The organism is Diplocloster modestus (assembly GCF_019042245.1).
Classification (GTDB): Bacteria; Bacillota; Clostridia; order Lachnospirales; family Lachnospiraceae; genus Diplocloster; species Diplocloster modestus.
Map to the genome: position 1 here is coordinate 13,314 of NZ_JAHQCX010000014.1, position 20,770 is coordinate 34,083.

The 20,770-nt window shown below is 47.7% G+C and carries 20 protein-coding genes; 6 read left to right on the forward strand and 14 right to left on the reverse strand.

Annotated features, from left to right (window positions below):
* Positions 1-56: 56 nt before the first annotated feature.
* The gene (locus KTH90_RS17565) at positions 57-1,097 is read right to left on the reverse strand and encodes a BMP family ABC transporter substrate-binding protein (RefSeq protein WP_238727146.1); all 1,041 of its coding nucleotides are present in this window, start codon (positions 1,095-1,097) and stop codon (positions 57-59) included.
* 250 nt (positions 1,098-1,347) lie between these two features.
* Between KTH90_RS17565 and KTH90_RS25145 the strand changes: the two genes are divergently transcribed.
* Complete coding sequence (locus KTH90_RS25145; RefSeq protein ID WP_330656076.1) at positions 1,348-2,646, forward strand: winged helix-turn-helix transcriptional regulator; 1,299 nt, start codon at positions 1,348-1,350, stop codon at positions 2,644-2,646.
* On the opposite strand, the gene KTH90_RS17575 is transcribed toward KTH90_RS25145, so the two are convergent.
* Genes KTH90_RS17575 through KTH90_RS17585 form a run of 3 tightly spaced genes read right to left on the reverse strand, consistent with a single transcriptional unit; the run spans position 2,618 to position 5,701 of the window.
* Positions 2,618-3,544 (reverse strand): carbohydrate kinase family protein, encoded by a 927-nt coding sequence (locus KTH90_RS17575; RefSeq protein WP_238727147.1) that lies wholly within the window; start codon positions 3,542-3,544, stop codon positions 2,618-2,620. The two genes, KTH90_RS25145 and KTH90_RS17575, sit on opposite strands and share 29 nt — an antisense overlap.
* A 58-nt stretch (positions 3,545-3,602) precedes the next feature.
* Complete coding sequence (locus tag KTH90_RS17580) at positions 3,603-4,643, reverse strand: ADP-ribosylglycohydrolase family protein (RefSeq protein ID WP_238727148.1); 1,041 nt, start codon at positions 4,641-4,643, stop codon at positions 3,603-3,605.
* The gene (locus tag KTH90_RS17585; protein WP_158353370.1) at positions 4,640-5,701 is read right to left on the reverse strand and encodes an ADP-ribosylglycohydrolase family protein; all 1,062 of its coding nucleotides are present in this window, start codon (positions 5,699-5,701) and stop codon (positions 4,640-4,642) included. Before KTH90_RS17585 ends, KTH90_RS17580 begins: the two co-directional genes overlap by 4 nt.
* Positions 5,702-6,241: 540 nt before the next feature.
* Between KTH90_RS17585 and KTH90_RS25505 the strand changes: the two genes are divergently transcribed.
* Together KTH90_RS25505 and KTH90_RS25510 are read left to right on the forward strand one after the other, a co-directional pair.
* Positions 6,242-6,325, forward strand: a complete 84-nt coding sequence (locus tag KTH90_RS25505) for a putative holin-like toxin (RefSeq protein ID WP_408626298.1) — start codon at positions 6,242-6,244, stop codon at positions 6,323-6,325.
* 266 nt (positions 6,326-6,591) lie between these two features.
* Positions 6,592-6,675, forward strand: a complete 84-nt coding sequence (locus tag KTH90_RS25510) for a putative holin-like toxin (protein WP_408626298.1) — start codon at positions 6,592-6,594, stop codon at positions 6,673-6,675.
* A gap of 144 nt (positions 6,676-6,819) precedes the next feature.
* On the opposite strand, the gene asrC is transcribed toward KTH90_RS25510, so the two are convergent.
* The 7 genes from asrC to KTH90_RS17620 all read right to left on the reverse strand — a co-directional run bounded on the left by asrC (position 6,820) and on the right by KTH90_RS17620 (position 14,832).
* Positions 6,820-7,857: a sulfite reductase subunit C gene (asrC, locus tag KTH90_RS17590; protein WP_158353372.1), complete on the reverse strand. Its 1,038-nt coding sequence runs from the start codon at positions 7,855-7,857 to the stop codon at positions 6,820-6,822.
* 18 nt (positions 7,858-7,875) lie between these two features.
* A complete protein-coding gene (gene asrB, locus KTH90_RS17595) occupies positions 7,876-8,667 on the reverse strand; it encodes an anaerobic sulfite reductase subunit AsrB (protein WP_238727149.1) in 792 nt (263 codons plus the stop codon).
* 19 nt (positions 8,668-8,686) lie between these two features.
* A complete protein-coding gene (gene asrA, locus KTH90_RS17600; RefSeq protein ID WP_238727150.1) occupies positions 8,687-9,721 on the reverse strand; it encodes an anaerobic sulfite reductase subunit AsrA in 1,035 nt (344 codons plus the stop codon).
* Between the two features lie 62 nt (positions 9,722-9,783).
* Positions 9,784-11,649, reverse strand: a complete 1,866-nt coding sequence (locus tag KTH90_RS17605) for an aryl-sulfate sulfotransferase (protein ID WP_238727151.1) — start codon at positions 11,647-11,649, stop codon at positions 9,784-9,786.
* A gap of 51 nt (positions 11,650-11,700) precedes the next feature.
* Entirely contained in the window at positions 11,701-12,012 is a 312-nt protein-coding gene (locus tag KTH90_RS17610; RefSeq protein ID WP_158353380.1) for a thioredoxin domain-containing protein, read from the reverse strand.
* 144 nt (positions 12,013-12,156) lie between these two features.
* Entirely contained in the window at positions 12,157-13,080 is a 924-nt protein-coding gene (locus KTH90_RS17615) for an NAD(P)/FAD-dependent oxidoreductase (protein ID WP_158353381.1), read from the reverse strand.
* Positions 13,081-13,338: 258 nt separating this feature from the next.
* A complete protein-coding gene (locus KTH90_RS17620) occupies positions 13,339-14,832 on the reverse strand; it encodes an SLC13 family permease (protein WP_158353383.1) in 1,494 nt (497 codons plus the stop codon).
* Positions 14,833-15,225: 393 nt separating this feature from the next.
* Between KTH90_RS17620 and KTH90_RS17625 the strand changes: the two genes are divergently transcribed.
* The 3 genes from KTH90_RS17625 to KTH90_RS17635 all read left to right on the forward strand — a co-directional run bounded on the left by KTH90_RS17625 (position 15,226) and on the right by KTH90_RS17635 (position 18,174).
* On the forward strand, positions 15,226-15,906 hold the full coding sequence (locus tag KTH90_RS17625) for a Crp/Fnr family transcriptional regulator (protein ID WP_158353385.1): 681 nt from the start codon (positions 15,226-15,228) through the stop codon (positions 15,904-15,906).
* A 569-nt stretch (positions 15,907-16,475) separates the two neighbouring features.
* Entirely contained in the window at positions 16,476-17,258 is a 783-nt protein-coding gene (locus KTH90_RS17630; RefSeq protein ID WP_238727152.1) for a protein-ADP-ribose hydrolase, read from the forward strand.
* A gap of 43 nt (positions 17,259-17,301) precedes the next feature.
* Complete coding sequence (locus KTH90_RS17635) at positions 17,302-18,174, forward strand: SIR2 family NAD-dependent protein deacylase (protein WP_238727153.1); 873 nt, start codon at positions 17,302-17,304, stop codon at positions 18,172-18,174.
* A gap of 19 nt (positions 18,175-18,193) precedes the next feature.
* On the opposite strand, the gene KTH90_RS17640 is transcribed toward KTH90_RS17635, so the two are convergent.
* From KTH90_RS17640 to KTH90_RS17650, 3 genes are all read right to left on the reverse strand, one after another.
* Positions 18,194-18,910, reverse strand: coding sequence for a type I phosphoribosyltransferase (locus tag KTH90_RS17640; protein WP_238727154.1), 717 nt, complete (start codon positions 18,908-18,910; stop codon positions 18,194-18,196).
* Positions 18,911-19,067: 157 nt separating this feature from the next.
* Positions 19,068-20,174 (reverse strand): hypothetical protein, encoded by a 1,107-nt coding sequence (locus tag KTH90_RS17645; protein ID WP_238727155.1) that lies wholly within the window; start codon positions 20,172-20,174, stop codon positions 19,068-19,070.
* Positions 20,171-20,644, reverse strand: a complete 474-nt coding sequence (locus KTH90_RS17650) for an RNA polymerase sigma factor (RefSeq protein ID WP_158353394.1) — start codon at positions 20,642-20,644, stop codon at positions 20,171-20,173. Before KTH90_RS17650 ends, KTH90_RS17645 begins: the two co-directional genes overlap by 4 nt.
* Positions 20,645-20,770 lie beyond the last annotated feature (126 nt).

A 20,770-nucleotide genomic window follows, 5' to 3' on the forward strand; every position in this document is an offset into this window, starting at 1 on the left:
CGTGCGTTTTCCCGCACATACAGGTATGGATGAACATCTTTTTGTTCAGCCTTCACTTAATATTCCAGGCGGTACTCTTCAAAATTCTTGTATACATCCACCTTACCGGTTGAGATATCCTCAACCAATTGTTTTACTTCCTTTTGAAGTTCTTCCGGGATATTCTGCAGATCTCTTTCGTCATAGACAGCGCCACCGGCTGCGATATTAAAGTCCATCTGTTTGGGCAGTTCTTTTCCCTCTTTATAATCCAGAGCCACCTGCGTTACCGCCACATCCATGGGTTTAATCGCCGACCAGAACACACAAGGGTCCAGATCGCCCTGCCAGTCATCCACACCGATGCATTTGATACCGCCTTCCGAACAGGCCTTAATGACTCCCGGGCCAGCCAGATAACAGGACTGGTATATGATATCCACCGGATAATTGGCGATCATCGCACTTCCCGCTTCCTGGCCTTTGGTGGGATCCAGATAATCCCCCGTGAAAGAATAGACCACCTCCACTTCCGGATCGCCATAAGCGGCCCCGGCGATATATCCATCCCGGAAACGCCTGATCTTCAAGACATCTGTGTGGCCGATCCATCCGATGGTCTTTGTCTGTGTCATTTTCGACGCCACAAACCCGGCCACAAAGGAGGATTCAAACGGATCAACCGACACCGAAGTACAGTTTGGTTTGTCGTGATCCACATAGGTATCCAGCAAAAACATATGGGTATTGGGATAATTCTTATAGATCTCGTCTGCCAGATTAAGGGCCGCCTGACTCACATTGTCTTCCCAGGTCATGATCACCTGATAGCCTTCCGACGCCATGGAACGGATGTCATCTGCAAATTCCGAGTTATCCGTTGCCTCGATGCACTTGATCTCCCATCCTTCCTGTTCCAGATTCTGGAATCCTTTCCAGATCAAATCCACGAAATCATTTCCCAGATTTCCATCGGTGATAAAACACGCTTTATAGGTTTCACCCGGAGAACCCCCGCGATCAGCAGCAGACTCCTCCTTTTTTCCACATCCCGTCATCAGCATCGTGAATACAACAATCACCACGAAAACCGCCATCCATTTTTGTAAGCTTCGCATAACTTCTTCTCCTTTCTCCTTCAATTCACTGGTAATTATTTCCTTTTTTCTTTTTTATTCTTCGAAGAATTTATTGCTTTTTCACAAAGCATCACTGATAATTTAAATATAAGTGAATGCCTGGTCAAAGTAAATTAAGCACTTTGATGTGGGTAGTTACTTTTATGAAACTTCTTTCATTAGGGGAACACGCTTTGCTATAATATTTGTCAAAGCAGCAACTGTGGCTATAGGATAAGGAGGCATAACTATGAGCTATCATGAGACTACTTCTACAGATCCGTTAACCGGTATGATTCAATTAATCGGCGGACGTTGGAAACTGATGATTATGCGGGAACTGACGGCAGGTCCCAGACGTTTCGGCGACCTCAGGCGTTCCCTGGGTGACATCTCCCAGAAAGTCCTGACAGATGCTCTGCGCACCATGGAGGAAGATGGCCTGATCCACCGTGTTGTTTATCCGGAAGTCACATTGCACGTGGAATACTCTCTGACCGCCTTAGGCTATGAGATGACCGCCCTGCTGCGGACTATGACCAGCTGTTACGCAAACTATATCACCACCGTTGAGAACATAGAGCGCTCACCCAGACAAGCGGAAGCCGCCGCCTTTTACAAGACGTCATCGGCCGCCGTCACCGTGGATCTGCCGGATTACAAGACCCGTATCCAAACAGCCAAAGCGCTTATGGCGGAAGCGGACTATATCATCGCGGGGACAGGCTCCGGGATCAATGTGGCATCCAATATAAATTTATTCGACAAAAAGACCGCAAAACGCTTGTTTCCGGCCTACTATGAACAGGGATTTAATTGTATTGACGATATGATAAACGCATTTTCACAGATATCGCCGGAAAATGAACTGGCCTACTGGGATTTCTGGTCCGAATACCTCTGGGAATTCCGTTACCGGCATCCGGCATCCCAGGCTCATCTGGACCTGTTTCATATTCTGAAGGACAAGTCCCACTTCGTGGTTTCTTCCAATGCCGACGGCCAGTTGGAAAAGACGGGGCTGGATCTGAAACATATCTATCTGCCTTTGGGTAGTTATTCTTATCTGCAATGTGCATTTCCCTGTGAAGAAAAAGTCTATGATGCACAGCCCTATATTGAAAAAATATTGGCGGATACCGACAGTGGAATCGGCATCCGCCCGGAAAGTATCCCCCGCTGCCCATCCTGCGGAGACTATCTGGTCCCCAATCATTACCGCTGCAGAAATGTGTCACTGGCCAGTGCCGACCGTCTGGCACACCGGAAGGATTTTCTGAACTTTTTGAACCATTCTCTTGGAAAAAGAGTGGTGTTTTTGGAAATCGGTTCCGGCTTTCGGCTGCAAAATATCATACGCAGGCCTTTCGAGGATTTTACACGCAAAAATGAGCGGGCCTGTCTCATCCGTATCAATTCCAAATTCCCACAGATTACCGACGAACGTCTCTTGGAACACGCTTTATCCTTCGGTGAAAATGAGGCAGAAGTGCTTCACGATCTGGCATATGAAGGTCCGCTTAACCCAACAGACAATGCTCACCCATAAACTGGCGGATGATAGATTCCGATACGGCTCCGCCCCGGGGCCCTTCCTGGGTCACACAATAATTCGCAGCGGCTGTGGCGAACAATCCCGTCTCCTTAACCGTCCAATGTTTCTGCATTCCATACAGGAATGCCGCATTAAAGGTATCACCCGCTCCGTTCGTGTCCCTCACCCGGATGTCGTAGACAGGGATTCTCAGATCCTCATTCCTGGTTTTTATCCGGCATCCGTTCCCGCCCAGGGTGACAACTATGATCTTAACTCCCTTATTCAGCAAATATTCCAGATACTCCTCCTCTTCCAGATCTCCTCTGTTTTGCAGGAAACCGAACTGATTAAAAAAGAGAATATCCGCCGCTTCCAGAAACCTCCTCTGCTCCGTGGATTCGCAGATAAACTCCACGTCCAGCGCGATCCTGGCCCCATGGCGCTTAAAATCATCAAACGCGGCCATCGTATCCGGGATGATATATTCCGCACCCAGCATGGTATATATTACGGATGCATTCCGGAACAACTCCGCCTGTTCAGGCCCAAGAGCCATAACCGGCTTGCGTGGCATCGCGCAAAGAATCGTCTTTTCTTCTCCGGTCACGATAATCAGACATTTGGAATCTATTTTTTCTTCTGTAAAATTTACAAAGCTTGTGTCAATGCCGTACTGTTCCATATCCTGCAGCAGGAATTCGTTCACCTCACTGCGGCTTAACACATCGTAAAAAAAGACCCGGCCTCCCAGTGCACCGCAGACCGACGAAGCGTTGGCCACACTCCCTCCGGGAGTGCGGCCTGCCGGTGTAAGCATTGCTTTGTCACCCATCTGCGGCCAGCGGGCTGCTGTATAATATTCGTCCATGTGGAGTACGCTGATTGTAACGATATAACTATTCTGAATCATATCTGCACCTTCTCTTTTCGGCTATGCTTATAACGAACGTTTGCACTTACCATCTGTATCAGTTGGTTACTCTGCAGATCTCATCCGCGAAGCCTTCAAAATCGATAAATGGGTTCGCTTTTTTAAGTGTCTCTGCATGATAACTGTCGATCCCGCTGCCGCCGTTCAAAGCACCGGCCATGGCACCGGCCATAATCGCGGTCGTATCGGAGTCATTACCGGAATTAACCGCCATATAAATAGTACGCATAACATCCGTCCCCCCAGCTGCCAGATACCCGAATGCGCATGGAATCGATTCATTGGCGTTCAGGCCAGAGACAATCAGATCCGTCATCTCTACAACACACTTTTCGAAATCGTTGGCGTATTTCAGTCCGATCTGTATTGCCAGATCCATTCGTTTCTCCACACTGGCTCCTGCCGAGGGCTGCGCAAACCGCTGTGCCCGCCGGTATCCCTCCCCTGCGCCGTACAGGCCCGCTTCCAATACTTCATCCAGACGCGCGCCTTTTACCATTGACTGCGATACTGCCGCCGCCACTGCCGCCGCACCGGACAGCGCGATCGGATTATAATGGGTGATCTGGCACATCACCAGCGCATCATCGATGGCTTTATCCACATTACCCGGGTCAAACAGTCCTACGATCCATCCTTTCATGCCCCCGCCATTGGTGGCGGTTCGGTTATTGCATAACAGGTAATCCCTGGACGAATCCGTTAACTTTCCTTCCAACTGTTCCAGCCCCTGTCTGGTGGACGGACCACAATAGCGCTCATAAAAGATACGGGTATCCTCGGAATTCTTCCATTCCAGCAAAGCGTCCGCCGCTGCCTGCCTGGTTATCCTTCCGTTGTCGGCCGCAAAATACTTACCTGATAAATAGGCGCATGAAAAATCATCCGTCACATAAGCCCTGGGCATATCATAAGCAATCGAATCAGGAAGCGGCGTCATATAATCATAGACGAAATCCCCGTTCCCGAAGTCCCTTTTGATCAGGGATACCGTACGAGTCTCCAGCGGACAGCCCATCGCGTCACCGATGGCTGCCGCCAGCAGACATCCGTATACTTTGTCATAATGGTTTGTCATGCTGCTCCCTCCTTATCTGAATCCAAAAAAGTGCCGATATCGGCCGCCATTTGCCGAAGATCAAAATGATTCACCCTGTCGATCAGTTCCAGATGTTTGACCGGAAAAACATCCGCCCCGTGCATCACACCAGTGATATATCCGGTCATACAGGCCACGGTATCCGTATCATCTCCGGCGTTAACGCCCATAATGACAGAATCCATAGCGCGGCCTTTGCAGGCCGCTATATGTCCGAAAACAGCCGGAATCGCTTCGTAGGCATAAATGCCGCCGCCGATGATGTCCGTGATTTCCCCCATAGCCCTCTCAAAATCTCCCTGATGCCTCATTCCAATCTGCACGGCCAACCGGATTTTTTTCACGATATTGCCGCCGGCTGCGGGCTGCGCGGTCTTCTCCGCTCTCCGGTATCCTTCTTGTGCGCCATAGATTCCCGCCTCTAATATTTCCAGATAAGAAATGTTATCCTGAAAAGCGGCTGCGGTGGCCGCTGCGACCGCGCAGGCTGCCGACAGGGATATTACATTATTATGGGTCCCGCTGCACTGGACGATCGTCTCTTCGATCGCGCCGTCCATGTCGCCGGGATTAAACAGACCCATCAGACCGGATTTCATCCCGGCTCCGTTGGTCGCGCGGGTATTGTTGCAGAGTAACCGATCTACCTGCACTGGCATCTTAAGAAGAGGGGCCGGCTTCTCCTCCCCCTTCAGCACAGCCAGATATTCATTCGTAGTAGGCCCCACAAATCTGCGGTATACCTCATGTGTGGACCAGCGCAGCATAGCGGCTTCCGCGATTTCAGGTGTTATCCTGCTTTTTCGCTCCAGCATTTCCTGCGCGGTAAAGTAAGCGATGGAAAAATCATCCGTTACTAAGCCTGAAGGCGTCCCTCTGGACAGATTGTCATCCGGATGCTCTACAAAGTCCGTCACCAGGCCTCCAAACCGCTGTCTGATCAGGGCTGTCGTGCGCATCTCCGTAGCAGCTCCCATGGCATCCCCGATCGCAGCTCCTAAAAGCCCCCCTAAAATCTTGTTTTTTCTGCTCTCCATATGGTATCTCCTTTGAATTTTGGTGTATTCCTTCTAATTCGAATTGTAAACGGAATAGATGCGTTGGTAAAGTAAGCACTTTGAAACTATTAGTTACAAAGAGGTAACTAATTGGCCCGGACAGACTTCTTTTTTAAATCATTTCTAGAATCTGCCCGCAAATTTTACCTGATGTGTCAAAATAAAGATAAGAGGAAGGTCCTTCCCCTGATTATTGATCTTTTTCCAATCAATGACCAGGGCCGGCACATCCCTCTTTTTCTTCCTTATTCCAAGATTATGAAAAAGCCGCCTACCTATCGGCAACAGGCGACATTACCTATCGGCTAAATCTGGCGATTATCCTTGTCTAATAACGGTATTTATGTTATATTGAATTATATCTTTTCGTTCTATAATTTTTTGAAGCTATCGCTTCCTTTTTTCCCTATTGTATGAATAGAATTTCGGCAGACAACTGACATTTTTGAATAATATATTCAACCAGGCAGCCGGGGGACGTATTTCCCACCCGCTTCGAGACAGAAGGGGGTGGCGCTTATGAGTACATATGAAGAGTTTATGATCATTTTAGCATTTGCTTCTTTGATTGTAGCAATTCTGAATTTTACCCATAAAAAATAGTCGTCCCGGCTCCGCAAAAGTTGAGGACGACTATTCCTTAAAATAACTCGGAGCGGGTGAGATATGCTCACCTTCCGGCTGTCTTGTTGAGTATATTATAATCCCTAAATAAGATCATGTCAATTAATCTGTCAGGAATCATCAGGAATATCAGCCGGTAGGATTGGTTTCTCCTATTTAAACACAATGAAATAACTGAATATATTCAACCAGGCAGCCGGGGGACGTATTTCCCACCCGCTTCAAGACAAAAGGGGGTGGCGCTTATGAGTACATATGAAGAGTTTATGATCATTTTAGCATTTGCTTCTCTGATTGTAGCAATTCTGAATTTTACCCATAAAAAATAGTCGTCCCGGCTCCAGCAAAAGTTGAGGACGACTATTCCTTAAAATAACTCGGAGCGGGTGAGATCTGCTCACCATCCGGCTGTCTTGTTGAGTATATTATAGTCTACGTAAACGGATATGTCAATTGTTGCGAAGCCACCCGGCTTACTCCTGAGGTCCGGCTGTCTTGTGCTTGGAGAGCGGCATTACGTGAATATTGGCGCGCTGCTCATTCTCTGCCCAGTAGATATCATCCGCCATCTTGGCTTCCGGATTGAACTCCACACCTTCGAAGATATGCTTCACAAAGGTTTTATATCCGGCGCGGTCGATCAGATGGCCGCCATGAAGATATTCCGGTTTGTAATCCAGGGCCCAGGCGGAGAATTTCTGCCAGTTGGCGAACATACCCAGCAGCACATCTTCCGTCACCCAGTTCAGGAACAGCTTCCCTGCACGGGGATTCTGTTTGCCGGTACGGCCGCCCAGGGTTACCCGGTAGAGCTTCTTGGGGTTTCTGGTCCAGGCACTGGTCGGACATGCCAGAACACATTCCGCACAGCCCACGCAGCAGCAGGTATCCTTATCCACTTTGTTGTCTTTGTTCAGGCTTAGAACGCCGGTGGCGTGATGCTCACAGGCATCCACACAGGCGCCGCAGCCGATACATCTGTCATAATTGTAATCCATCTTATAGATTCCCATGATGCCGAAATCATTGAAGTTGGCTTTTACACAATCATTGGGGCAGCCGGCCACAGCCACTTTGATGTGGTAATGGGACGGAAATACCAATTTCTCGATCTTGCGGGCCAGCTCGGTACTGTTGCAGTTTCCCTTGATACAGTGGGAATTACCGATACAGGCCATGACATTACGGGCGCCGATGGTGGGATAACCGGTCTCATCCGCCTCCATCTCGCAGCCGCACAGCTCCTGGTCAACGTCATGGATATAATCTTTAATATAAGCGTTTACCGCCGGAATGTTCTCATATTTGATGCCGGGGGCGTTGAGGGTCTGGCGGGTTCCCAGATGGAAGGTGCCATTTCCCCATTTTTCCGCGATCTCCATAACAACTTTCAGATACTTGGCATCGATGACTGCGCCGGGTACACGCATCTGCAGCATGAACTCCCCGGGTACCTTGGATTGGCGGAAACAGTTGATCCGTGTCTTCTTAATATCTATATCATGATTCATTCTCTTAACACTCCTTCCCTAGTCCACTAAGTATTTCGCCTGTGTGTAGTTGAAAACGGGGCCGTCCAGACAGACATAGACCTCATCGATCCGGCAATGTCCGCATTTTCCGATGGCGCAGGACATCTTTCTCTCGAAGGACACCCAGATTTTCTCATCCGGCACACCGCATTTGGCAGCTTCCATGCCGGTGAATTTCATCATTGGCGGCGGTCCAACGATTACCACTTCGTAATTATCTCCAAAATCTCCAAAGGGAACCTTGGATACATATTCGGTGACAAATCCTACGTTCCAATCGTCGATCTTGTCACGGTCCAGGGTATAGAAGGTGTTAAATTTATCTCTCCAGGATTCCAGTTCGCCACGGAACACAATTCCCTCTTCATTCTTGAAGCCAGCGATCAGCGTTACGCTCTCCACATAGCCGGGATTTTCCGCAAATACACGGAGCATACTTCTGACCGGAGCCAGTCCGGTCCCGCCTACGATCACGATCACGTTCTTGCCTTTGAACTGTTCCATCGGCCAGCCGTTTCCGTAAGGCCCGCGCAGGAACAGCACATCACCTGGTCTCTTGGCGAAGATCTCTTCGGTTACTTTTCCTACGGCGCGGATCGTAAAGTCCAGCCATCCATCTCCGAAAGCAGATACGGAAATGGGTGCTTCCCCGATCTTCGGAATGGATAACTGCAGGAACTGTCCATGATCCGGTTTGATATCGGTTTCTACTTTGAATGTATATTCTAATGCGGTTTCTTTTTTGATTTCCAGTATTTTACACGGGATTGGTTTAATCGGATTATTCATCTTTTCTTCACTCCTTTACTCAGTTGTTTTCCGCGGCAATGATCTCGTCGATCGCCTTGGACATCTTATTAACGGTAGCAGTGATAGAAATGAATTCCGGACATCTGGTGGTACAGCGCCCGCAGCCCACGCACATGTGATAATCTTTGAAACGCGCCTTATAATCATGGAATTTATGTAGAACTTTGTATCTCATTCTCTCAGCTGCAGTGGTTCGGAAGGTATGGCCTCCGGCCATGTCCGCAAAGCCCTTGATCTGACAGGATGCGGTCGTCCTCTTACGCTCTCCGGCCTCTCCGTTCTCATGATATATGATATCCATAGTGGTAAAGCAGGTACAGGTGCTGCAGGCCACGGTACAGGAACCGCAGGAAATACAGCGCTTGTTGTACTCTTCCCACATAGGATGAGCTTTTAATTTTGCAAGAACTTCCCTGTTCGGAATCTCAGGAATCTGAAGTTCGATTTCATTCTTCTCAATATAATCCGGCTTAAAGTCGGCAGCCGGCGCTTCCGCAAAGTAAGCATCCAGATCTGAATCCTTGATGTCTGCCAGAAGGCTCCCATTTTCACAGCGGACGGCCACGGCGTAATCTTCCGCTTTGTTCGCTCCCATGCTGACACAGAAACAAGTGTCCCAGCCCTCGGTACACTCCATCATGACGATCTTCACTCTCTCGTTCATTCTCTCGTAGTACAGATCGGTATATCCGCCGTTGCCCAGGTAGATCTTCTCCTGATGATGCATGGCGTTGATGTCACAGGGACGCATAAAAATCAGGATCGGCCGGGTACTGCATTTGCTCTCCCGGTATTCGTCCTCGGTAAAATAAAACAGTGTCTGGCTGATCGGCGCCAAGATTTCCTTGGCCGGGAAATCGGATTTCTCATCAAATACGATCTCCTCCACCGTGTTGACTTTGTCGTAGCGGACGATGTCCGTGTCGGAATAACGTCCTCTGCCTTCGAATCTCTTTGGCGCATAGATATCATACTTATCCCAGAGTTTGTCGAAGATCTTGTTTGCCTGTTCAAAGCTTACTTTGTAGCCCATTCTTACATCCTCCTAATTTCTTCGGTTTCGCAATCATACGATGACTGCCGGGTACCGGATCACTAGACAGTGATCCGAATACCGGTTTCGTATTTCTTATCGTCGATGATGACTCTCACATCGTAGGTCCCGGACAAGCCGGCCTTGTTTACCATAGTTCTGGTATTTCTCTCATCGGAGTCCAGAAAGGTTCCGCAGCACATGGCCAGATGGGGAACTGCTGTGGTAGAGATGAAGTATCTTCTGGTCTCATTCTCTGCTTCCAGCAGAAGCATGACTAACTGGCCTTTTTCAAAACGGGATTTGAAGGTAAAGCGGTCAAATTCCTCGTTCATGCTGGCATTGCAGGATACGGGCAGCAGCTGGCCGGTTACTTCCGCAGGCACTTCAGTATCAAACGTAGGGGTAACGCCCATTTCACCCAGGATCTGACCCTTGCCCAGCTCCAGATTAATGCCCTCCGAATACAGCTTTAACTTTTCCGCCCGATAATAGTTGCCGGGTACCTGTAATTCCAGTTCCTTCTTCCCATTGCACATTTCTACGGTAATGGTCCGAAGATCTCCGCCCTGCTGTTTTGCGAATGCGCCCAGCAATTCGGAGGGCTCCCCGTTCATGTACGCGATACCACCGGAATGAATCATATAGTGGCCTTCGTTGTAGTATTCTACGTTGCAGATATAAGGGGAGAAGAATTCCGCACCTCTTTCCTTCCCATATTGCCATACCTGCTCGATCGTTCTTTCTTTTACGTTTATCTTATATCTGACACCTCTGGAATAACTGTCCCCGGCGGCCAGATATTCATCCCGGTTCTTGGATCCGTAGTGATGGTTGTCAAAGCACATCACATCGCCGTCCGGAGTGATCACACAGGCATGCTGCTCATACTGCCATTCAAAGTTATCGCCAACCGGCTTGAAGAAATATTTGTCCACCCATTCCTTGGGCCAGCCGGTGGGATCACTGATGATCCAGTTTAACTCCCCGCTGTCGTAATCGATGTTCACCATAGCATCCATGTGTCTTCCGGAGAAGGTCAGGGAGTTGGTGTTCTTGTCATACCATACAGCATTGTTGTGAAACCAGTCCTCATCGGACCAGCTCCCGGATTTTCCAAGTCCCGGCTGTAAAAATTTCTTATAATCCCAGGTCTTCAGGATATCGCCGGTATTACGGTCAATCAGCACGCACATGTCTTCCACGGTGTCTCTCTGGAAGTCATCGGTCAGCACCAGAAGGTTGCCGTCTTCCATCTCGAATTCATCGTGGTGATAGCCGCCCGGCAGACGGAATTCTTTGTAAATTTTACCACAGGGGCTGATTTCATAAAGTCCGGACATGTAGTACGGCATTTTGATCAAACGATGGGAACCCATGATCAGGTTACCGTTCTTCAATCTCTTAACGTCGAATACGCAGGCGATGTTCATATGCCAGCGGGCATCGCCGGCATAGTCAAAACCGGATGCCAGATCTTCACCGGCGGGAGACACCAGAATTATATTGTCCTGCAGATACTCAGGTGTGGTCTCCATGGAAAAAACCGGCTTAACTCCATTATATACGTCGGGCGTTTGTATTTCAACCACTGTAGATCCGCCCTGGTATGCGCTGATTTCCACTTTATTCGTGTAATCCGAGTACAGACCTACGATTGGCAGCACATGGGTCTTGGCCCTGGGGAAGGTATGGTAAATATTGGCCTGCGGTGTTTTTCCCAGAACTGTGACTTTGATCGCTGTTTCTTCGTCGGTTTTGAACAGAACAACAGCGGAAAGCGGGTTCACAAGGTATGCATTATACTTGACCAGCGGATTGTCCAAGGTATAATGTCCCGCTTCCAGCTCAGCCAGCATCGCCTGCTCAGCTGCATATTGCTGTTCAATAAGGTGTTCTGTAAACTTATAGGTAATCTGTTCAGACATAGGTAATATCCTCCTCTTAATTGTTGCACCCGGCTGTACGCCGCATTTGTTTTATTTCTGTTCCTGAATCATCTTGATAATAGCGGGTTTTTGCTGAAGTCCCTGCATTCTGGCAACTTCTAAGCCTTCCTTTAACAGAATCAGGGTCGGGTACCCGGTCACTTCATATTCCGCGGTCAGATCCTTGTTCTGGTCAAAATCCACCTTCAATATTTTCAGATCTTCCCCAAATTCCTTTTCCACATCGTTTAATACAAAGGATAACATTTTACAGGGACCGCAGGTGGTGGAGAAGAAATCCGCCAATACAAGTCCATCGTTTACGGTTTCTTTGAATTCTGCACTGCTTACTTCTTTTAACATAATTTTCATCCTTTCCTTGTTATTGTCTTGTTTTTTAAGACATACAGGTATACCCGTAGGGTGTTTCCTTAATTGTTGCCTGTTCCGTGTTTTCTTGCAGAAGGCAGTACATACCGTCTCCGGCAGTGCTGCCTAATGAAAATCTTATCTGCTTAATCTTTCCACATAATGGGAAGCTTCCTGTGCCGCGACCGCTCCGTCGGAGCATGCGGTGATCACCTGCCTTAAGTTCTTCGTAATACAGTCTCCCGCACCATAGATACCTGGAACGTTCGATTCCATCTTATCATTCACAGTTACATAACCATAATCATTCAACAGTCCGGTATCTTTTAAGAACTCCGTCGTGGGCGTCAATCCTATGTATTCAAACACTCCGTCACAAGCTGCCGTATTTTCCTCTCCGGTCTTGGTAGATTTGAAGTAAACTCCCTCCAGTTTACTCTCACCTTTGAATTCCAGAATGTCCTGGTACGGATAAATCTTCACATTCTCCATCGCCCTGAGTTTATCACAGGCCATGGGATCAGCGGTCAGATCAAACATAGTAACGATGGTCAGCGATTTTACGATACCCGCCAGGAAAATAGACTCTTCCACCGCTGAATTTCCTCCCCCGATCACTACCACATCTTTATCCCGATACTGGGCGCCGTCGCAGATCGCACACCAGCTGATGCCGTTTCCGCGGAATTTATCTTCTCCCGGTATGTTCAGGCATCTCGGCCTGGTTCCCGTAGCGATAATCACTGAACTGGCCGTGTAGACCGTATCGTCCTCCACGCAGCAGATTACTTTTTCGTCACCGTCGTTTTGGATCTCCTTAACCGTCTTATAGTCGAACTCCACCTGGAAATCCTGTGTGTGCTGGAACATCTTATAAGCCAGCTCCGCGCCGTTGACAGAACCTACACCCGTATAATTCTGGATCTCGTTGGTGTTGATAATCTGTCCGCCCGGCGCCAGTTTATCCAGCATTAACACCTTCATGTCCGCTCTGGCCGCATAGATCGCTGCCGTCATCCCCGCCGGACCTGCCCCTACTATTACTACATCATACTGTGCCATTAAAATAACCCCTTTCTTTCATGTTTTCCTCCAGCGGCGCGTTTACCGCGCCATAAATTCTACGGAAAAAGGTACACTGTACCTTTTTTCGCATGCTACGCGAAGGGATGGATGAACATTTTGTTCAACCTTCGTCCTTCTTTACTGCTGTTACCATATTCTATTATATTATAGTCGGGGGTAATTACTATAACCTGTGTTAAATGTCGAAAAATATTTTTTGTGCTATGAGCACTTAGCGGCTGTTTTCCGGCGCTGTTATTTCATTACAGCCGCCAGAAAATTAGTCACAGGAATACCGATGATCAGGACCAGGACCAGTTCCAGGCCCACATAGGTCAGTGTGTATTTGTATACATCCCCGGAGGGAACCCACTCCTTATTGCCATGCAGTATCGCTGCGAACGGTGATGCCGCAGGGGTAATGGCCGCTGAGAGCAGTACAAAGAATATCATGATCATAACGATCGGCACCGCATTGGCCCCCGTTGACATACAGTATGTGAGAATCACTGGCTGCAGGATCATACCGATTACCAGGCTGTTGCATAGATTGGTCAGCAGCACCGCAACGATAAGGATTACGACCGTGAATACCATGGGACTCATACCGTTAAAGAGCGGGGATAACGTCAGGTTTAAGAATGCGGTAATACCGGTAGACTCATTTGTCATCACACCTCCAATCAGGATGGCGGCCGAACATAGGAAAAAGGTCGACCAGCTGAAGTCCTTGGCGAATACGCCGGTAATATTCAAAGCCGGTTTGCCGTCAATCTGGATTGCTGCCAGCGCTGCTGCCACCAACACACCCAGACCCGGTGTATTTTCCGCCAGGAACGCCATTCCGGGAATCGTCTTAGGCAAAACGCTGGGCAGGAGCATCGCTATGATCAGAATAATGAATCCCCATGATACCACCTTCTGCTGGGCATTCAGAGGCGGAAGCGGATTCTTCTTTAACATTTCTACATTCAAAGACTTCAGCTTACCCACATCCGGCCGGAACACAAACTTGGAAAAAAGGATCACGGCTATAATCAGCAATATGCCCATGAACAATGTGGTAAACAAATACGCGCCGTCATTTATTATAATAGCTGTGCCGGTAGCGGCTTCCGAGATCGTCTTAAAATTACCGATCAAGGCCAGCCCGTTGTTCATATAGGGAGCTACCGGGAAGCCGATCAGCGTGGCTATCACTACCAGGATCAGCGCTATTTTCGGATATTTCTCTCCCTGCTTATATCCGACTTCCTCGAAAATGTCATACAAAACAGGCCAGAACAGGAAGATGGGGGCGAATGGGGATACGAAGGCCGCCATCAAGAAACAACCGATACAAATCATCATGGTAAACATCCAGGGTCTGCCGTTCGTAATTTTTCGTGTCAGGAAAAAGCGTCCTATGTACATCGTAATTTTGTTCGTGACTAATGCTCCTGCCAGGAGCATTAAAAACAGCATCTGGATAATCGTTACATTCCCCATGAATTCTACCAGCAGCGCCGACATCGGCTTATAACTGGACAGGCCGATCATAGCTACGGACATCAGGCTGCTCCAGAGCGGATCTACTGTGGTCCAAAGGTATAATGTACCAATGAATATTCCGATAATTTCCATACCGACCGGCGTAACTTCCGGGAGAGAAATGGGCAAAAACCGAAACAGAATCATGATTGCGACACCGATCACAGAATGGATTACCGTCGTATTGATCGATTTCTTCTGGGGAACTTGTTTAGACATACCGTTAATCTCCTTTATCACACATTTTGGATCGTTAATTTTGTAACAAACGGGAGTAAAAAAAATAGATTGACGAAATCTTTTCGGATTCTTCTTCCCCTGATCATACAATTTTAACAAAAATTCACGATAAAACTTCTAAAGATTAAGTCGATATTAACATATTAATAGCGTCAAAAAAATAACACAGGTTATAATTCTGTAGTATTTTTTCAGAAATAAATATGGTAGAATATAAAATAACAGCGCTTGGAAAAGCCCCAATTATCGTACTGAATAACGTGTATATGGAGGAACGGTTGAACGAAAAATACGCACCATTGGAGGAACGGTTGAACAAAGTACGTTCACCCATACCTATATGTGCAAAAATACGCACCATTGGAGGAAATTATGTTTGAGAAAACAAATATTGAAAAACTATATAAATATGGTATGAAAGTCCAGGTTAAAAAAGACACCTATCTGTATAATTCAAACAGCGGTACCAATGAGCACAGCGCTTTTCTTCTGGAAGAAGGGCTTTGTGCCCTGCAGAGCCTGACCCGGGATGGGGAGGAGAAGATTTATCTCTATTTTGATTCGAAACGGATCATTGGTTTTGCCCAGATTATGAAGCGCGTGCTATTTCTCCCTGAAGAAGGCGCACAGTATAAAACTTTTTCCATTGTGGCCAAAACAGACTGTACCCTGTACCGCATCAATGATATCGATTTTTTCCGTCTTGTAAAAGAAGATCAGGAGTTTAATCTGTTTTTACTGCGCATCCTGACCAAAAACTATCTGGATATTCTGGACCGTTATCACCAGATCCAGGAAGAATCCGCCGCCGTCAGGCTTTGCCGTCTGATCCTGGAATTTTCTGTAGACAAACAGGGCAGAAAGACCCTGCCGAAATATTTTAATTATATTGAACTGTCCAAGTACCTGGGTATCCACCCGGTAACGGTTTCCCGTATCATGGGTAAATTAAAGCAGTACGGGTTTATCTCTAAGGATGGGCACAGTGTTGTGCTGGAAAATGAAGAAAAGCTCCGGGAATTTATCGAATCAGGGCAGGATGTGGAGTACTGATTTGGGGCCGGGGCTTAATATATCGGGGCAGCACAAACCCTTCTGGAACGCCGGGTCCGGCCTCAGTGGCGGGGCAATAAGCTCATGGTTGAAAAAGCAACCTCATGAACAGATCTGGGAGCCTCTGAAAACAGGTAAAATGTCGGCGTGTGGGCCGACATTTTACCTTGAGTCTCCCTCCTCTATTCGGCCATGCTTTTTCAACCATGGGCTTATTGCCCCGCCACTGAGGCCGGACCCGGCGTTCCAGAAGGGTTTGCGCTGCCCCGATACTTAAGCCCCTGCTTTAAATCAGGCTGGATCAGTGTTGTGGCGAAGGAGGGTGTTATTGTCTTATTATTACTTTAGTTCAAAAGAGCCTGATTCCAATTGCCCTGGCCGGCTTCATACATACCATGGAATGGTTTTGAATTTGCAATTTGAGGTGGTACTTAGCGGACTCTGATAGTAACCGGCCGGAAACTATGATACCGGAAGGTGCGTACTTCACACAGGTACTGTATTTATTTATAATAATGTGTAAGAAGATTATTGAATGTTTTGGTCTGATGGGAAAAGGAGAATGTTATATGACCCATGATGAACAAAGATTTTATTTGATACAAGAGCTGCTGTCGGAGGATGCCCGTTTACAAGATATTGAGATACCGGAAGATGAACAGAGACAAAAGGACCTGCTTCGCAGTTTGATGAATGTCCGCCCGCCCAAACAGATTGGTAAAGAGTTTTTAAGGATTCAGGATGAATATTTGTGCTGGGAGCGCGACAAGGCCGGTGTGACAGACGCGGAATTACTGCCGCCTCTTTCGTCTGACGAACGGCTCGTTCTGTGGCAGGGGGATATTACCACCCTCCGGGTGGATGCGATCGTGAATGCTGCGAACAGTGCTCTGCGCGGTTGTTTTTATCCGCTTCACTCCTGCATCGATAATATCGTGCATTCCCGCAGCGGTATCCAGCTTAGGCTTCTTTGCGATGCTATTATGAACCGGCAGGGTGGCGGGGAGCCCACCGGAAAAGCCAAAATCACCCCGGCATTTAATCTTCCATGTAAATATATCCTGCATACTGTAGGACCGATCATCTATGAGCGTGTGACGAAAAAGGACTGTGAACTGCTGGCTTCCTGCTACCGTTCCTGCCTTGAACTGGCTGCCGGGAACGGATGCCTGAGCATTGCTTTTTGCTGCATATCGACCGGGGAATTTCATTTTCCAAACAAAGAGGCTGCCCAGACAGCAATCGCTGTTGTGAGAGAATTCCTGGATTCCGACACGAGGATAGAAAAGGTTATTTTTAACGTATTCAAGGATAAAGATTTGAAAATCTATGAGGATTTACTGGGTGTATAAGGTTAAACAGTTAAGCACCGCCCATGCGCGGCAGGAGGTTAAGATGTCAATATTAAACAGGGAGAGTGCCGATATAATCGGACAGCTGCGGGAGGTCCTGGCAGACGCTGACGCGGTGATCATCGGCGCGGGGGCAGGACTGTCAGCTTCGGCAGGATATGCCTATGATGGTGAACGTTTTCACCGGTATTTCTCCGATTTTGAAGAAAAGTATCATTTCCGGGATATGTATTCGGGTGGTTTCTATCCCTTTGCTTCCTTAGAGGAGTATTGGGCATACTGGAGCAGGTATATTTATATCAACCGCTATACGGACCCGCCGAAACCAGTGTATCAGGATTTATACGGGCTGTTAAAGGATAAGGACTACTTTGTCCTCACAACAAATGTAGATCATTGTTTCCAAAAAGCAGGCTTTGATAAACACCGGCTGTTCTATACCCAGGGGGATTACGGCCTGTTTCAGTGTTCGAAGCCCTGTCACCGGAAAACTTATGACAATGAATCCCAGGTTCTGCGGATGCTGAAAAGTCAGTTAGATATGAAAATTCCAACCGGGCTGATTCCCCATTGCCCAGTCTGCGGTAAGCCCATGAGTATGAATCTTCGTTCAGACAATAGCTTCGTCGAGGACGAAGGCTGGCATTTGGCTGCTGAACGCTACAGAGGATTTCTGGATACGCACAAAAATAGGCAGGCATTATTTCTTGAATTAGGCACAGGAATGAACACGCCGGGTATCATAAAATTTCCTTTCTGGCGCATGGTTCATGAGTGGCCGAACGCTGCTTATGCCTGTATCAATCTGGGTGAAGCCTTTGCCCCCGCTGAAATACGTAAAAAGTCAATCTGCATCGACGATGATATTGGAACGGTTCTAAAGCAAACGAATGCTCCCCTTCCAGGCGGTTTCTGAAAGGGGAACATTTATATCGTTAAAGTTCGCTGTACCCATAACTGTTCACGATGGCATCCATCGGCAGGCCTGCCTTACACATCTCGCAGTCATCCGGCTCGGACAGCTTAAAGTCCGGCAGATCGGATACCTTGAATACTGAATTTACAGGATATCCCTCTATATTATCAATCACGCTGAATATAACCGAAATCCCCTCCACGATACCGCCGTAGGATGTAATACACCGGATACTCTTATAAATCGTCCGGCCCGACATGGCGGTAGCCAATACGACCAGCACATGCTTGTTCCTTATCATCCTTCGTATATTGTCTCTTACAACCATCTGGCCGCTGGAATCAAATTCAGGGCTTACCACATAAAAGGATTTGTGTTCGTTCTGGGAACTTACCCCCAGCTTACTCAGTTCCTGCGCTACATAAGCCCCTATCACCTCACAGCCATCCATACAGATAATGGTGTCGATCGGAGTCTTAGACGCGAACGACCTGGCCATCTCCGAGAAAAAGGCACAATCGCTTCCCCCCATATTGGTCTGAGTCAAATTCACACGGCTGACATATCGCTGGGACATCGTCTTGGCCACCATCTCAGCCTCCTTCTGACGCATTTTCAGGTTGGACATATCTATATAATAATTGACATGAAAGCGGTCGGATGAAAAATGACCAGGAGTTACGGTAAGGTGAAGCTCCGGGTTCTCCTTCGATGGAATCTTGATCCTTTCCTGCATAATTACCTCCTCCTGACACTCAAAATACTTATTTATATAAATACTATCATTTTTCCCCGGCTGCTGTAAATAACTTAGGCTATGTTCTTCCCGGTCATTTCTTATTTTTATTGTGTTGTATTCTGTTATTTGGTCCGGTAGAAGAGTTCGTCAATACTCAGTCATGAATAGGTACTGAAAATACGTATTCATCCAGGATCTCTCTTGCGGAGTCCGGAATTTCCCGGAAACGGATCGGTACGATCTCAAGGGCAGTGATCTGCTCCGCGCCGTCGGATATATCATACCTGATGTCTACTCTCCAATCCTGATTTTCTGTTTGCTCTACATTGACCAGCGTGGAATTTCCACCCTCTCCATTTTTAAATTCGTATTCGTTTCCCTGGTCGTCCCGGAAGAAGAATTCCGTGCCTGATGCAAAATCTCTTGCCTTCTGTTCCGCTCCTTCTCCCGAGAACTGATAGGAAAAATCGATTTTCATGGAAATGGGGGTGATGACGCAGTTGTTTAAAGAAGCACTGCAGTCTTTCAGCTGTATGATCTGACCCTGCTGCCGCTGCGCGGGCTGGTCAGAAGCCACCCGGAAGATCAAGTCCTGGTTCTGGTACCTTACGATTTCCTCCGGATTCTGGGTATCTGAGTCTGGTTCCGCTGTCGATTTACGATATACCGATACCGGAATCCGTACCTCGAAATCATCTGGAAGCCCCTGTTCGGACAAATCTACCCGGAATGTATATTCTCCATTTTCTTCCACAGTATCCACCGGTCCGCATTCTTTTCCGTCCGCAAACAAGCGGTCCGCGTTCAGATCATACTTTCTTCCGTTTTCGGTGGCGTTGGCATAGACGTATAGTTTCATTCCGTCGTATATGGTTTCCCTGATCTGTAATAGAGGAGACTGGTCCTCCAACGGCAGCCAATTTTCAGATCCCTCGACTGCGGTTCCTCCAGCCGTCGGGTTCTCATTTTTTTCTGTCTTCTGGGTAATGTCTGTCTGAAGCAGATCTTCCGCTTTTTCCCTGCGTTCATCCCGTTCCATATCGAACCGTTCAAACAAAAGATGTCTTGCCGCCGCGAACGCGGTGGTACCCAAAATTAAGGTGGCCGCTAACACCAGCAGAGCCTTTCTGCCGATATGTTTTTTCCTTCGGCAGCTCTTATCCCGTACCTGCCGGTCTATTTCCTGTATCACTGTCCTGTGAAAACATTCCGGGACTTCCGGAAATGTATTATCCCACAACGGTTTTTTTTCATATCTCATATCTGTACCTCCTGTTCCTCTAACAACTGTTTTAATTTTTCCCGTCCACGGGAGAGACGGCTTTTCACCGTTCCTTCCGAAATCTTCTGTATCAATGCGGTCTCTTTCACAGAAAATCCTTCGATATAATATAGAACCACGGTTATGCGCAGATCGGGCTTGAGCTGCCCTAACGCCAGATACAGATCACTGTATTCCTCCGCCTCGGCCGCGCTGTCCGCCTCCTGCTCCATCGGCAGGTACCGTTTCCGGTCTTTGAGCAGATGATAGCATTCATTGATCAGAATCCGCGTAAACCATGTCTTTGCATAACAGTCCTGCTTAAGCCCCGCTAACTTGGAGAAAGCGACCGCTATTGCTTCCTGTACCGCATCCGCACAGTCTTCATCATTTTTCAGGATAGATTTGGAAATGTGGTAAAAGCTTCTCTCATTATCCAAAATCACATTTGCAAAAGCTTCTTTTGTCATACTGCGTAGATCCTTTCTTTCATCGGCCGTTGAAATCTTATTTACACTAATTAGAGGAATCGGAAGGCGGTTTGGTTCCATGCCGCGAAATAATATAGCAATCGGAGGCAAGAAAAAACTGCCCGG